Annotated in this window: 12 protein-coding genes; all 12 read right to left on the bottom strand. The window is 68.6% G+C overall.

The genetic code is table 11. The features are described from left to right. Window positions 1–62: 62 nt before the first annotated feature. Window positions 63–1,133: a lipocalin-like domain-containing protein gene (locus tag RHCRD62_RS00900; RefSeq protein ID WP_253277141.1), complete on the bottom strand. Its 1,071-nt coding sequence runs from the start codon at window positions 1,131–1,133 to the stop codon at window positions 63–65. 28 nt (window positions 1,134–1,161) lie between these two features. Beyond that, window positions 1,162–2,649, bottom strand: a complete 1,488-nt coding sequence (locus RHCRD62_RS00905; RefSeq protein WP_050062793.1) for an aldehyde dehydrogenase family protein — start codon at window positions 2,647–2,649, stop codon at window positions 1,162–1,164. Between the two features lie 60 nt (window positions 2,650–2,709). Then, on the bottom strand, window positions 2,710–4,002 hold the full coding sequence (hmgA, locus tag RHCRD62_RS00910; protein WP_050062794.1) for a homogentisate 1,2-dioxygenase: 1,293 nt from the start codon (window positions 4,000–4,002) through the stop codon (window positions 2,710–2,712). Next, complete coding sequence (locus RHCRD62_RS00915; protein WP_050062795.1) at window positions 3,999–5,291, bottom strand: oxygenase MpaB family protein; 1,293 nt, start codon at window positions 5,289–5,291, stop codon at window positions 3,999–4,001. Before RHCRD62_RS00915 ends, hmgA begins: the two co-directional genes overlap by 4 nt. A 50-nt stretch (window positions 5,292–5,341) precedes the next feature. After that, window positions 5,342–6,493, bottom strand: a complete 1,152-nt coding sequence (locus tag RHCRD62_RS00920) for an alpha/beta hydrolase family protein (RefSeq protein WP_253277142.1) — start codon at window positions 6,491–6,493, stop codon at window positions 5,342–5,344. Between the two features lie 181 nt (window positions 6,494–6,674). Further along, window positions 6,675–7,853, bottom strand: a complete 1,179-nt coding sequence (locus tag RHCRD62_RS00925) for an MCE family protein (protein ID WP_050062796.1) — start codon at window positions 7,851–7,853, stop codon at window positions 6,675–6,677. Then, the gene (locus tag RHCRD62_RS00930; protein ID WP_253277143.1) at window positions 7,850–8,965 is read right to left on the bottom strand and encodes an MCE family protein; all 1,116 of its coding nucleotides are present in this window, start codon (window positions 8,963–8,965) and stop codon (window positions 7,850–7,852) included. The genes RHCRD62_RS00925 and RHCRD62_RS00930 overlap by 4 nt, the downstream gene beginning before the upstream one ends. An 11-nt stretch (window positions 8,966–8,976) precedes the next feature. Then, complete coding sequence (locus RHCRD62_RS00935) at window positions 8,977–10,164, bottom strand: MCE family protein (protein ID WP_050063387.1); 1,188 nt, start codon at window positions 10,162–10,164, stop codon at window positions 8,977–8,979. A gap of 11 nt (window positions 10,165–10,175) precedes the next feature. Continuing rightward, a complete protein-coding gene (locus RHCRD62_RS00940) occupies window positions 10,176–11,231 on the bottom strand; it encodes an MCE family protein (protein ID WP_050063388.1) in 1,056 nt (351 codons plus the stop codon). Continuing rightward, complete coding sequence (locus RHCRD62_RS00945) at window positions 11,228–12,241, bottom strand: MCE family protein (protein WP_050062797.1); 1,014 nt, start codon at window positions 12,239–12,241, stop codon at window positions 11,228–11,230. The genes RHCRD62_RS00940 and RHCRD62_RS00945 overlap by 4 nt, the downstream gene beginning before the upstream one ends. Then, window positions 12,238–13,422, bottom strand: coding sequence for an MCE family protein (locus tag RHCRD62_RS00950; RefSeq protein ID WP_050062798.1), 1,185 nt, complete (start codon window positions 13,420–13,422; stop codon window positions 12,238–12,240). The genes RHCRD62_RS00945 and RHCRD62_RS00950 overlap by 4 nt, the downstream gene beginning before the upstream one ends. Then, window positions 13,419–14,273 carry an MlaE family ABC transporter permease gene (locus RHCRD62_RS00955; protein WP_050062799.1) on the bottom strand — a complete coding sequence of 285 codons (855 nt, stop codon included), beginning with the start codon at window positions 14,271–14,273 and terminating at the stop codon, window positions 13,419–13,421. Before RHCRD62_RS00955 ends, RHCRD62_RS00950 begins: the two co-directional genes overlap by 4 nt. Window positions 14,274–14,296 lie beyond the last annotated feature (23 nt).

The following is a 14,296-nucleotide window of genomic DNA, read 5'->3' on the forward strand; positions in this document are numbered from 1 at the left end:
GTCGACCCTAATCCCAGCCGACAACGACCGCTGGGGTGCCGCTGACCTTGTTGATCGATCGTTCAGTTGAGTGCCACCAGCTCGTGCAGGGTCCGACCACTACGGACGTCGGTGGTGCCCGAGCGGTGAACGGTCAGCTCGAACGACGACAGGAACCGGAAGTAGCCGGGATGCCCGATGAACCGGTGGGCGAGGGGCCGCACCAGGCGGCTTCCCGCCACCGGAACGTCGTCGAGAAGGTCGTGGGCATGCACGACCTCCTCGATGTCCAGACGCAGTGACAGCCGGTCCGGCACCTCCAGGCCGATCCACTCGGGTCGGGTGCGTCCGGCTCGCTCGTCGAAGACAGGCGGTCCCTCGGTGAGTTCGACCTTGCCGGTGCTGAGGATCACCTCGCCCTGGTGGGCGAGCATCAGGGGCTGGCTGCGGTGCCTGCCCCGCCGTTCCTGGGTGAGGACGGAGGCGAACAGCAGCGAGTAGTCGTCGTCGTAGAGGCGGCCCCAGTGCCAGTGGTCGATCACCTTCGTCATGTCGCCGAAGCCCCAGTTGTGGTCGGCGTAGCCGCGTCCGGTGACCTCGGAGGCGACGCCGTCGATGGTGACGGTCCCCGACACCGATGCGCGCGGCGCCCCGACACACCACCCGAACACCTCGGTGTTGCCGAACCGGGTTTCCCCACCGCCCGGCATCCAGCTCGGGAGTTCGTTGACGAAGGTCAGGTCGAGCGTGATGCCGTCCTCGGACACGTACACGTGGTGCACCGGGAGTCCGCCCTCGGGGAACTCCGCGTGGGCGTGGTTGTCGCCGATCCGTACATCGCACTTGAGGATCGATGCCGCCGCCCGGGACCGTGGATACCGCTTGCGGACCTGCCTGCGGGTGCCGTCCGGGGCGTACACCAGGATCTCGATGTTCGGCTTCGCGATCGGTGCCGGCTCCTCGGGTCGGCGCAGGTTCAGGAACGCGATCACGGTGTGCCCCGATTCGAGGGTCGCGTCGAAGTACCAGTGCTCGAACGACAGGTTCCGGGGAACGGGGTGCGCAGCGTTGTGTCGGGGAAGGACGGTGGTGAGGACGTCGTCCTCACGGTCGAGTCCGTTCCACGCCTCGGCGATCTCGAGCGTATCTGTCACACTGCGCCTTTCGGTAGTCGTCATCGCGTCACAGGCCCGTGTATCCGATGTGGACGGTCTTCTCTTCGGTGTCGGCCTCGATGCCGGACCGCCCTAGTTCGCGACCGATACCGCTGCCGCCTCGTCCACCCCAGGGGAGTGCCGGGTCCGGAACGCCCCACCCGTTCACCCACACCATCCCGACGCGCAGCTTCTCGACGACGGAGTGGATGCGGGAGATGTCGGACGAGTAGACCATCGCGTTGAGTCCGAAATCGGTGGCATTCGCGAGCGCCACCGCCTCCTCCGGGGTGCTGAAGGTCATCACCGTCGCGACGGGTCCGAAGATCTCCTCGCGCGCAATGGTCAGGTCGTTGTGGCCGCGGAAGACTGTGGGCTGCACGAACAATCCCGGTCCGTCGAGGCGGCCTCCACCTGTTACGAGGTCGGCGCCCTCGCTACGTCCCTTCTCGATGTAGCCCATGATCCGGTTCATCTGCTTCTCGTTGACGATCGTCCCCATCGTGCTCGACTCGTCGAACGGGTCGCCCATGACGGCTTGCTCGGCGAAGGCGACGAGGCCGTCCACGACCTTGTCGGCGATCGACTCGTGCACGATGACCCGCGTGCCCGCGGCGCAGACCTGTCCCTGATGGTAGAAGTTGCCCATCGCGATCCACGGCAGTGCCGAGTCCAGGTCGGCATCCGGGAAGATCAACTGCGGTGACTTGCCGCCCAGTTCGAGCGTCACCTTCCGGAACGTGCTGCCCGCATAGCTGTGGATGCCGCGGCCGACGGCGGCGCTGCCGGTGAACGACACCTTGTCGACGCCGGGGTGCCCGGCGAGCGCTGCACCCGCGACGGGGCCGAGGCCGGTGACGACGTTGACGACGCCGTCCGGCAGTCCGGCCTCGGTGAGCAGGTCGGCAAGACGCAGGGTGGACAGCGACGCGTCCTCGGCCGGCTTGACGACCGCGGTGCAGCCGGCTGCCAGGGCGGGCGCCAGCTTCCAGGCGGCGATGACGGCCGGGTTGTTCCACGGCGTGATCGCCGCGACGACACCGAGCGGCTGGCGCATCGTGAACCCGAACCGCTTCTGGTCGCCGATGTCGCAGAGGGATGCCGACTGCCCCGTCAGCTTGTCCGACCAGCCGGCGAAGTGCCGGAACACCGCGGCGGTCGCCGGAATGTCCCCGGCGACGGAGTCCCGGTACAGCTTGCCCATCTCGAGTGCCTCGAGCGCGGCGAGGGTTTCGGCATCACGCTCGATGAGATCCGCGGCGCGGTACAGGATCTTGCCGCGCTCGGCGGCGGGCATCGTCGACCATTCGCCGTCCTCGAACTGGGCTCGCGCCGCGACGACGGCGTTGTCGATGTCCTGGGCGGATCCCGCAGGCAGGTCGGCGACGGACCGGCCGGTGGTGGGGTCGGTGGAGGCGAAGGTCTCGGTGCCCGCGCCTGTGGTCCCGCGACCACCGATCCGGTGCACCGGATCGGGAAGGGTGAACTCGGGAATGTTGCGCACGGTTGTGGTCATGGATCGTCCTCTCGTTCGTGTCGAGCGGGATGGGGGAGACGAACTGTGGTGCCGGGTGATTCAGGAGAAATGCCTGCGCAGGCCGTGCCATGAATCGTCGTATCGGGACTGACGGTGTTCGGCTGCATGCGCGAAATCGGTGACGTGCAGCGGCCGTCTCGTCTCGAACATGAACGGCAGGGACCCGTCGAGCCTCTGTGGGGCGAGGTCCGCGGCGACCGCGTTCTCGTACGTCTCGGCGTCGGGTCCGTGCGGTGCCCACATGTTGTGCAGGCTTGCGCCGCCGGGCACGAAGCCCTCGGCCTTCGCGTCGTGGACGCCGGTGACGAGGCCCATGAACTCGGTCATCGTGTTCCTGTGGAAATACGGTGGGCGGAACGAGTGCTCGATCACGTTCCACCGGGGCGGGAACACCACCACGTCGACGTTCGCGACACCGGGTCGTTCGGACGGCGAGGTGAGCAGTGTGAAGATCGACGGGTCCGGGTGATCCCAGGTCACCGAACTCATCACGTGGAATCGGGCGGTGTCGTACTTGTAGGCACCGTGCGTGCCGTGCCACGCGACGACGTCGAGCGGCGAGTGGTCCAGCTCCGCTGCCCACAGTTGGCCACCGAACTTCCGGATCACCTCGACCGTCTCCTCCCGATCCTCGTATGCAGCAACGGGATACTGGAAGTCGCGGGGGTGGGCAAGGCCGTTGGCGCCGATGGGGCCCAGTTCGGGGAGCTCCAGGTGGGCGCCGTAGTTCTCGAGGACGTAACCCCGTGCATCGCCGTCGAGCAGTTCCACGCGGAAACCGATCGCGCGGCCGATGACGGCGATCTCGCGCGGGGCGACGTCGACAATCCCCACCTCGGTGTGGATTCGGAGTGCCCCCGACTGCGGGACGATCAGCAGTTCGCCGTCGAAGTCGAAGAAGTAGCGCGCGTCCATCGACCGGTTGCAGTGGTAGGTGTGGATCGCGATGCCCGACTGCTCGACGACGGAGCCGTTCGCAGCAAGGGTGTAGAGACCGTCCACGAAGTCGGTGTCGGCCGTTGGTGCCGGCATCGGATTCCACCGCAGTCGGTTGACGTCGAGGATTCCGTCGGTGAGCGGAGCGGACCGCAGGTGGCCGTTGTCGATGCGGCGGAATGCCCCGTGCCGGGCCGAGGGTAGGATCCGGTACACCCAGGTGCGTCGGTTGTGGACACGGGACTCGGTGAACGCCGTGGCCGACAACTGTTCCGCGTACAGGCCGTGCGGTGCGTGTTGTGGACCGTTCTGACCCCACGGCAGGGTGCCCGGAATCGCCTCGCTGTGGTGCTCGTTCCCGAAGCCGTGCAGGTACGTCAGTGTCGTCGCGGTCATCGGCGCAAGCCCCCGTGCGCGTTGAACTCCGCTTCCCTGCCCGCCATCTGGGCTCGGTACCAACTTTCGCGGTGCCGGGTGGTGATTCGCTCCCACAGCCGATTGACCCGGGGTGACGCGCGGCGGAGATACTCCGCGACCGTGAGCAGCGGCCACCTCAGGACCACCACGAGGATGCCGGGGAACGGGGAGGGCATGTCGTGCTTGGCGCGTGTCGCCGGGCTCATGAACAGCGTGGTGTACGCGGCGTACATGGCATGGGTGTAGCGGGCACGCAGGCGTTCGAGGCCGCGCTGGTCCGGGCGGGGTGCGAACGCGGCCGGGAACGACTCGATCAGTTCGCGGCCGGGATCGCCCGCGTCGTAGCTGCGTGAGCACACCACCATCGCGTTCAGGCGCATCGAGTCGGCGATCGTCTCCGGGAACAGTGAGATGTCGACGCCGAGCAGATACCCCATGTACTTCTGGAAGTGCAGCAGCGCGTTCATGTCCGACCTGCTGGTGTGGATGCCGACGAGGCGCAGCGCCAGCGCCGGCACGGTGCTGCCGCCGAGCAGGGTGAGCATCTGGTAGCCCTGGCTGATCGGGTAACCCCATCGCGCGGTGTCCCATTCGGGGTGCCCGTCGACCTTGCGGCGCACCGCCACGTGCATCACGCGCACCCGCATCGCCGTGGCGCGGCCCGCGGACCCCGGCGTCAACAGTGCGCCTGGCTCGGAGACGTCGATCCAGAACCGGGACGTCTCGAGGTACCGGCGCAGCGCGTTGTCGCCCGCGTAACCGCCCGCGAGAGACAGGGGAGTCGCGACCGCCGCCTCCGTGTACATCTCCAGGGTGATGCCCCCAGCGACCGCGAACAGCATGGTGCCCCAACGCCGCCACACCGCGGCGCCCCGTTCGACGAGTTCGGGATCCACCCAATCGGGAACCGTCTCGAACTCGTCGAACAGCGCATGCATGCTCGGTGCCGGGTTGTCGATCGAGCCGAGGCCATGGGTCAGTGCCTGGTCGAGGAGTGCGCGGCCGGTCTTGGGATCGTTCTTGTACACCTCGTCGACGAAGTGTTCGGCGAGCGGGTCGCCGTGGAAGAGGCTCTCACAGAAGCGTTCCGCCACGGCGTCCGGTGGGAACAGCTCGAAGCCGAGTCCTGAACGCAGCAGACGCTCGGTCCGCTTCGCGCCAGGCCGTTCCTTGGTCTCCCAGTATCGGAATCCGCTCGGGCAGCGCAGTTCTCCGGTGGGTTCGACGCTGGTGGCGTCCTCGGGCTCGACGTCGGGATGGATGGCCATGGTGCTGTTCTCCCAGGATGGTTGGGAACGGACTGTCGAATCGGGTGCTCTCATGCGGCGAGCGCGTGGCCCGTCAGCCAGGTGCGGACCTCACCGGTGACGTGCGAGACGCCGTGCGGCTGGTCGACCAGGTAGTGGTTCAGTTTGGGTACCTCGACGAGAGTCGCGGGTGCATTGGTGAGCGCGGCGTGCATCGCCCGTGATTCGGATGCGAAGGCGGCCTGGTCGCCGAGCAGTGGCATCACCAGCGTCGGGCAGGTGACGCCGGGGAGGTTGCGCAGGGCGTCGGCGTTGGTGTGGTCGATGCTCCACGTGCTGAGCCAGCTGCGGACAGTCACGAACCGGGCCAGACCGCCGGCGGCCGTGTTGGCGCGGGCCGGATCGCCGTACATGCTGCCCGGTGCGCGGTCGCTCGGGTCGAGGGTGACGTCGACGAAGCGCGGGTCCGCGACCGTGCGGTGGACGACGAAGCCGCGGTCGGAGTCGCCGGTGCGCTCCAGTTCGGCGAGCCGCTCGAACGCCATGGCATCGATGCGGCGCATGCGGTCGAGCTGGGCCTGGCGGTACTCGAGAACCCAAGCGCGGTCGAGCGGCGTTGCGCGCACCGGTGCGTAGAGGTCGAGGCGGGGGTCGAGTTCGAGTGGTTCGGATTCGCTCATCGGCGTCGGGTCGATCCAGTGCCGCAGCACGTGCGCCCGACCGGGATGGGCGCCGATGAGCATCAGTCCATCGGCGGGCGGGAGGTCCGCGTCCGCGAACCCCGTCGGATCGCCCGCGGGAGTGTGTGTGACGCCGCGGTTCTCGGCCTGGTCCTGATAGAAGGCGGCGAGTGAGCCGCCGCCGCTGAAACCGAGCAGGAGGACGCGCTCGAAGCCGAGACGGTCCTTCATCCAGCGCACGGCAGCGCCGACGTCGAGGGCTGCGCGTTCCATGATGAGCGCGGGCTCGTTGGACGTGTAGCGGGTGTTGACGCCGAGCGAGGGGATTCCGGCCTCGGCGAATCCGCGAAGCAGGAAGTGGGACAGGAAGTCCGACGCCGGATGGGCCATCACGATCCCGATGGACCGGTCGTGCTCGCGAGGAGCCACGAGGTTCGCGTGCAGGGTCGGGTAGTGGCGGGACAGGCCGGAATGCATCTCCACGCGGCCGTCGCGGGCCGGCTCGTAGGGGATGCGCTGGAACTGGTCGACGATCACGGTCACGCCTTCCGGATGGATGGTTGTTCACGGTGGGTGGCACGCTGACAAGGGAACCGTACCGTACTCGATGGTATGGAGGGGGGTTTCGGTGCGACGCGTCCACACAGGTTCCGGCGCGTGCACACAGGTGCTGCACGCACAAGGGCGGTGTGGACCAAGGAAAAGGGGTACGAATGCGACCGCGTCAGCGCGGCGCGACCCCGGCAGCCTCCCGGCACATCTGCACGGTCGCCGCCCGCAGGCCCGGATACTCCAGACACGGGAGATTGCGTGCTCCCCGCACCGCGCTCGGATCATTCGGCGCAACACTGCAATACAGACCCGGTGGCGTCGGGACGGTGTCCTGTTCGGTCGGCGGACGTCGCTCCGATGCAGGCAGGAACCCCGTCGTGCACGGCGGGGGGTCGTTGACCTGCGCGAGGAAGAAAGTGTTCTGGCCCGGGTCGTCCGCGTTCACGAGCCCGGCGCTCTGGGTGGACGCGATGATCGGTGGATACAGCACGAGCAGTTGCTCGATCGCGGGGTTGTACACCTGCGCCACCTGGGCGACGCTCGTCAGATTCGCGAGCAGCACAGGCAGTGTCGGACGCAGTCGCTCGATGAGTGCCCTGGTCTCATCAGCCGCGGGTGCACCCGTGGTCAGCAGCGACCGTACCGACGGGTCGACGGCCGCGACCTCGCCGGTGACTGCGGCCAGCGAGGAGGCCCACGACCGGATCGGGTCGCTGCTCGCGGCAAGCGCGTTCAGTACGGGTGCGGAGTCGGCGACCAGAGTGGCGAGCGGATCACGGTCCGTCGCCGCGGCCTCTGCCAGCAGGTTCGTCGACGTCACCAGGTCGGCGAGCGCGGGACCGGAACCCTCCACGGCGGTGAAGGATTCGTCCAGGACCCGCCGCAGCGCCTCCGGGTCGACCGAGGACAGTGCCGCGTACAGCCGGTCGAGGGTCGGGCCGATGCGCGGCGGCACCGACGCCCGATCCCGCGGGATCACCGACCCCTCCTCCAGGAAGGGTTCGTCCGACGACGCGGGGATCAGGTCGACGAACTGCTCGCCGATCGCCGACATGCTGTGCGCCTCGGCGTCGACATCCGCGGGTACCGGGACATCGGAGTCCAGCGACAGCACGGCGCGCGCACCCTCGGGGGTGGCGTCGAGGTCGACGACCCGCCCGATCTCGGTGCCGCGATAGGAGACGTTCGCCTGCGGGTACAGCCCAGCGCCGTCCGGAAGCAGCAACGTCACCTCGTACCGTCCGACGCCCGCCTGCTGAGGGAGTTGCGCGTAGCGCACCGCCACGAACGCGACCGCGAGCAGTCCGACGAGTCCGAATGCCGTCAGGCGCCATCGAAGTGACCGGGTCACGGCGTGCCTCCGGGGGTTGGGGCGGGAAAGAACAGTCGACCGAGTTCGGGGAGGGTGACGGCCGTGGCCGACTCCGGTGCGAGCGCGCCGATGACACCCTCCGGTCCCGCCAGCCGGCCCTGCAGCGGTGTGCCGAGAAGCAGCGCCTTGTCGAGGGTGGCGCTCCGCAGGTCGAGGGTCACCTCGCCGTTGGCGTAGTCGCCGCGCACCGCATTCCGGTAGGTGTCGATGGGGAACGGATACGTGAGCAGGTACCGCAGCGACTCGGTGAGTGACGGACCGGAATCGGCCAGTGCCCGCAGGACCGGTTGCAGCGAACGCAGATTCGCGGTCAGATCGGCGCCGGTACTCGTCACGACGGAACTCGCCGCGTCGCCGAGACGGCCGAGCGAATCGAGGGCGCGAACCAGGTCCTGGCGCCTCGTCGCGATCGTGTCGAGTGCAGGCGCGACACTGTCGACCGCGCGGGTGACGTCGTCGCGGTGTGCGGCGACGTCGGCGGCGAGCGCGTCCAGCCCGTCGATCGTTCTGGTGATGTCGGACTTCTGGTCGTCGAGGGTGGCGAGCATCGTGTCGAGCCGGGTGAGCAGGCGCCGCACGGTGTCCTCGCGTCCACCGAGGGCCGCGTCGAGCTCGGTCATGATCTCCTGCACCTGCGCGAGTCCGCTGCCGCCGAGCACCATGGCCAGCGACGACAGGGTTTCCTCGGTGGTCGGATAGGCGCTCGCTCGGTCGAGCGTGATGCGGTCGCCGTCGGCGAGCCGACCGGTCGGCGGTTCGTCAGCGGGCGCAGACAGTTCGACGTGCATCGCGCCGAGCAGGCTCGTCTGCCCGATCCGCGCGGTGGCGTTGGCGGGCAGGACCACGTCGGCGTTCAGGCCCACGGTGAGGAGCGCGTACCCGGCGCCGAGTCGGATGTCGGTGACCGAGCCGACGGTCACGTCGTCGACCATCACCCGCGAATTGGGGGTGATCGTCGAGACGTCCGGGAGTTCGATCGAAACCGTCACCGCGTCGTCTCCGCGACCCTCCGTCGCGGGCAGCGGCAACGACTCGACGCCGCGCCACCCGCACCCGGTCGTCGCGACGCCCACCGCGAGCAGCACGCCCACCGCGCCCACCTTCATCGGGGTGCCCCGCTCTGGACGACCTGGCCCGGCAGGGCGGTGACACCACGCATCGGATTCGCCTGCAGGGGAAGATAGTCCACGGCCAGCGTCGTCAACACGGGGCCGAGGTACTGGACGCACAGTTCCGCACCCCGCTCCGCGCCCACCTGCTCGGCGGCGGCGAGCGCCGAGCAGATGAAGTCGACCGGGTTGGCGAAGTTGTTCGGCGCCAACGCCGAGACGACGGCGTTCTGCGCCGGCTGATAGATGTTGCTCATGTTCGCGAGCGCGGTCGGCGCGACGTGCAGGATCTGTGTGATGCCGTCCCGCTGCGCGGCCAGGTTCGCGAGCACGTCCGACAACTGCTCGGCCGTCGTGCCGACCGCGTCGCGATTGTCCCGGACGAACCGTGTCACCTCCCCGACCGCGGTGTCGAGGGTGGTGATCGCCGACCCGATGGTATCGGTGTTGGAATCGAGGACCTCCGACACGGTGGCCATCCTGGTGTTGAACTCCACGATCTGCTGGTCGCTACGTGCGAGGGCCGCGACGAAGACCTGTAGGTTGCGGACCGTCGCGAACAGGTCGGTACGGCCGTCGGAGAGGATTCGCATGGCATCGGAAAGCTGGATCAGGGTGGAGTGCAGGTCGTCCCCCTGTCCGTCGAGGGTGGCGTCGAGCGCATCGACGAGTTCGCCTGCAGGTCCGGCGTTCTCGCCGTCCGGACCCGTGTCCTCCGGCCCCAGTGCCGCGGCGAGCCGGTCCAACTGCTCGGTCATCTGGTCCCACTCGACCGGTACCGCGGTGTGCGAGAGCGAGATCAGTGCCCCGTCGGAGAGGGTGTCGCCTCCGGTATAGGCGGGGGCGAGCTGCACGAAGCGGGCCGCGACGAGGCTCTGCGAAACGATGATCGCGTCCGCGTCGGCGGGGATCGGTTGCGAGCGTTCGACCCGCATCCGTACCCGATTGGCCTCCGGTCCGGGCTCGATGGACTCCACCCGGCCGACGGTGACACCCATGACCCGGACGTCGTCGCCGGGATACAGGCCGGTCGTGCTGGTGAACTCGGCCTCCACGACGATCGACGTCACGCGTGGCACGACGGCATAGGAGATCGCGAGCAGCGCCGCGAGGCCGGCACCGATCACGAGCCACGTTCGGCGGACGCGGCGACCGGGGTCGTCGGTGCTGGACTTGCGCACAGGCACTCCGTTCACGGGGGTGTTCCGTTCAGGGCGGAGAGGGGATTGACGGTGCTGTTGTCGCCGGGGGCAGGCCCCATGCCGAGCGCCGCGCGGACGAACGGGGCGATGATCTGACCGGGGATCAGGTTCTGGATGTACGAGTTGAAGAACGGGCCGCTCGACACTGCCTCGCCGAGCTCGGTGATGTACGGACCGAGCCGGTCGATGGCGGACGTGATCGAATCCCGATTGGACTGCACCACCGTCAGGACCGACTGCAGGGAGGCCAACGTCGGCGCGAGCTGGGCCTCGTTGTCGGTGACCACGCCGTCCAGGTGTCGCGACAGAGCGGTGACGTTGTCGAACAGCGCGTCGAGAACCGCCCGGCGATCCTGCAACTCACCGAGCACCGAGTTCGCGTCGGTCAGCAGGCCGTCGATCTGCCCGCTGCGTTCGGCGAGCAGGGCCGTGACGGTCTCTGCCGAGCCGAGGAGATCGCGCAGGGAGTCGTCCCGCTCCGCGATCACCGCCGACAGACGTCCCACGCCGTCCACCGCTGCCGCCACGTCGTCGGGGACGCGGCGCAGCGTGGACGTGAGCACCCGCATCGACTCGGCGAGCTGCTCGGAGTCGATGCGTTCCGATCGGTCCGTGAGATCGCCGAGTGCCTCGGTCAGCTGGTACGGCGAGGTGGTCGAGTCGGTTCCGATCGTGGTGCCGGGCCGCAGCTGCCCGTCACCGGCCGGCGTGACGCGAAGATTCCGTGCGCCGAGAACCGTTGCGGTGGCTATGTCGACGCGGGTGCGTTCGCCGAGCCGAATCGGAGCGTCCACGGTGAACGACACGGCGACGGCGGCGCCGTCGATGTCGATCCCCGTGACGTATCCGGCATCGACACCGGCGACGCGGACCGTCGCCCCCACCTGGAGGCCGCCCGCGTCGAGGAACAGGGCGCGGTAGCCCGCGGCCGAGGAGACGAACGGCAACGACCGTACCTGCAGCGCCGCGAGGACGACCGCGAGAACCACCACGGTGCCGACGATGCCGAGCCGGAACACGTTTCGGCGTGAGTAGCGTTCCATCATCTGGGGGCGCACCTTCCCGTCGGCTGCCCGAACAGGGGAGTGGTGACGTCCGCGCCGTCAGGGCCCGTGAACTTCACCTTCAACGCGCAGAGGTAGTAGTTGAAGAAGTTGCCGTACACCCCGAGCCTGCTCAGCGCCGCATACGTCTCCGGCAGCCGGCTCAGCACGCTGTCGAGCGTGCCGCGGCCGCTGTCGAGTTGCGCTGCCGTGCGGCCGAGTTCGGTGACGGTCCCCTGCAACGGGGTCCGGGCCTCCTCGAACAGGGCGGCGACGTCCGCGGCGGCCGTGTCGATGTGGTCGAGCGCGTTGCCCCACGTCTGCCGTTCCTCGGCGAGACCGCGGGACAGGTCCGCGGCGCGATCGAGCGCGACGGCGAGGGTGTCGCGACGATCGGCGAGGGTCGCGACGGTGGCGTCGAGGTTGTCGATCACCCGGCCGATCACCACGTCCCGGTCCGCGAGCGTCGCGGCGATCGAGGCGGTGCGCGCGAGCACGGATTCGACGGTTGCGTCCTGACCCTGCAGAAGCGCGATCAGCTCCGCGGACAGGGCATTGACCTCCTTGGGTGCCAGCACCCCGAACAGCGGCTTGAATCCGCCGAGCAGTTCGTCGAGGTCGAGGGCCGGGGACGTCCGGTCGAGGGGGAGGGTCGCGTCGTCGCTCAGCAGCAGCCCGCTCGTTCCGGGGTCGACGTCGAGATACCGGTCGCCGACGAGGTTCTGGTAGCGGACGGCGGCGGCAGTGTCGTCGGTGAGCGGTACGGAACTGTCCACCGTGAACTCCACGAGGGCGGTTCCCTCCGGGGTGATCGAGACGTCTCCGACACGTCCCGACTCGACACCGGAGATGCGGACGGCATCACCCGAGTGCAGGCCCGACGCATCGGTGAACAGCGCCCGGTACCCCGTCGTCGGCTGGAACCGGAACTCGCCGAACACGATCACCAGCCCCGCCGTCACCGCGAGCATCACCACGGTGAACAGGGCGACACCCACGGTGCGGCCCTTCATCGCCCACCTACCGGCGGCTGCGACGTCGGTGGCGGCATGAGAATGGCGAAGAGAGTGTCCGGGTCGATCGTCGGCGATGCCCGATTGTGGGCGAAGACGTCCGCACCGGTGTCCGCCGCGACGTACGGCGCGGGCACGTCCGCCATCGTCAATTCGGGCAGCGCGCCGCAGCGCGGCCCTCCGGTGGCACGGACCTCGGGGAGGTCATCCGGATAGGTGTAGGCGTCGACGCCCCACACGATGGTGCTGTTGAGGAGCATCGTTCGTCTGTTGCCGCCGGAGATCTTCTCGGCCGCGATCCGGGCGACGTCGGCACCCTGGATGAAGCAGGTCAGTCCCGGTGAATACTCCTCGAACAGTTCCGTTGTGGGACGGAGCCGCGACAGGGACTCGGTGAGCGCAGCGGTGTTGTCCGACAGCACGGGAGTCCCGACGTCGGCGAGACCGGTCGCCGCGACGAGTAGGGCGTCCAGTGAATCCCGCTGCGCCACCACAGTGTCGGCGGTGGTGGTCAGTGACCGGGCCGCGGCGAGGAGTTCGGGTGTCGCGGCGCCGAGTGTCTCGGCGACCGGCGCACCCGATCTCAGGTCGGCGGAGAGCGCACCCAGTGTCGGTTCGAGCGCGCCGAGCACCACGTCGAGATCGTCGAGGGCGTGCCCGATCGACTCGCCCTGCCCTCGCAGCGCGGTCGCCGTCGCGGTGAGCGTTGCCTGGAGCTGATCCGGCTGCACGACCGTCAGGATTCGATTGAGTCGGTCGAGGATCGAATTGGTCTCGGTGGACACCGAAGTCGCGGGGATGACCGTCCCGTCGGCGATCGGTGTCATGGTTGCCGCGGGCGCCGGTGGATCAGTGAGCGTCACCTGTTTGGAGCCGAACACGGTGGTCGCGGCGATGGCGGCGCCCACATCGGAGGGCACGCCGCCCGCGGCGTCCTCGGACAGTTCCACGTGAATCACCGCCAGATCGTTGTCGCTCGCGACGTCGGCCACTCGGCCGACCTCGACGCCGTGGTACTTCACCAACGACCCGGTCTGCAGCAGCAGGCCGGCGCGGTCCGCCTCGACCCTGACCCGAATGACGTTCCCGCTCAACTGCCCCGAGTACGCCAGGTACGTCAACATGGCCAGCCCGGCCAGCAGCGCGGCCATCACGAACGCGGCGACCCTTGTGGCGATCATGCGGCGAGGTGGACGGCTCGGGCGCTGCCGTACAGGGCCAACGCGACGGCGAGCGTCACGGTCACCACGGCGATCAGCGACAGACGAACTGCGCGGCCGGTTGCGATTCCGACACCTGCCGGACCTCCCGTCGCGTTGTAGCCGTAGTACGTGTGGATCAGCATGACCACGAACGCCATCGCGATCACCTGCACGAACGACCAGAGGAGGTCGGACGGGACGAGGAACGTCGAGAAATAGTGGTCGTACACCCCACTGGACTGCCCGAGGACCAGGACCGTGGTCAGTCTGCTCGCCACGAAGGAGGTGACCAGCGCGACCGCGTACAGCGGAATGACGGTGGCCATCCCGGCAAGTAGTCGGGTACCGACGAGGTAGGGGACGGACCGGATCGCCATCACCTCCAGTGCGTCGATCTCCTCGCTGATCCGCATGGCACCGAGCTGCGCGGTGGTGCCCGCGCCGATCGTCGCGGCCAAGCCGATTCCGACGGTCACGGGGCACACGACCCGAACGTTCAGATAGGCGGACAGGAATCCGGTGAGGGACTCGATCCCGATGTCGCCGAGTGAGCTGTGGCCCTGCACCGCGACCGTCGCGCCCGCGAACAGGGTGATGAAGCCGATGATGACGACGCTGCCGCCGACCGCGGCGAGCAGTCCGGTCCCCAGCCCGACCTCGGCGATCGAACGCAGCGTCTCGGCGCGATATCTGCGCAGCGCCTTCCCGGTCGACGCGATCGCGGAGCCGAAGAAGAGGGCGCGACGTCCGAACTCGTCGACCGCGCGCAGGGTCGATCGGTAGCCGCGCGTGATGCCGTGCGCCGCGCGTCCGGTCAGGACACTCGCCATGTAACCCTCCTCCAGATCTCCTG

This window comes from Rhodococcus sp. RD6.2 (assembly GCF_001040705.1).
In the GTDB taxonomy this organism is placed as follows: domain Bacteria; phylum Actinomycetota; class Actinomycetes; order Mycobacteriales; family Mycobacteriaceae; genus Rhodococcus_G.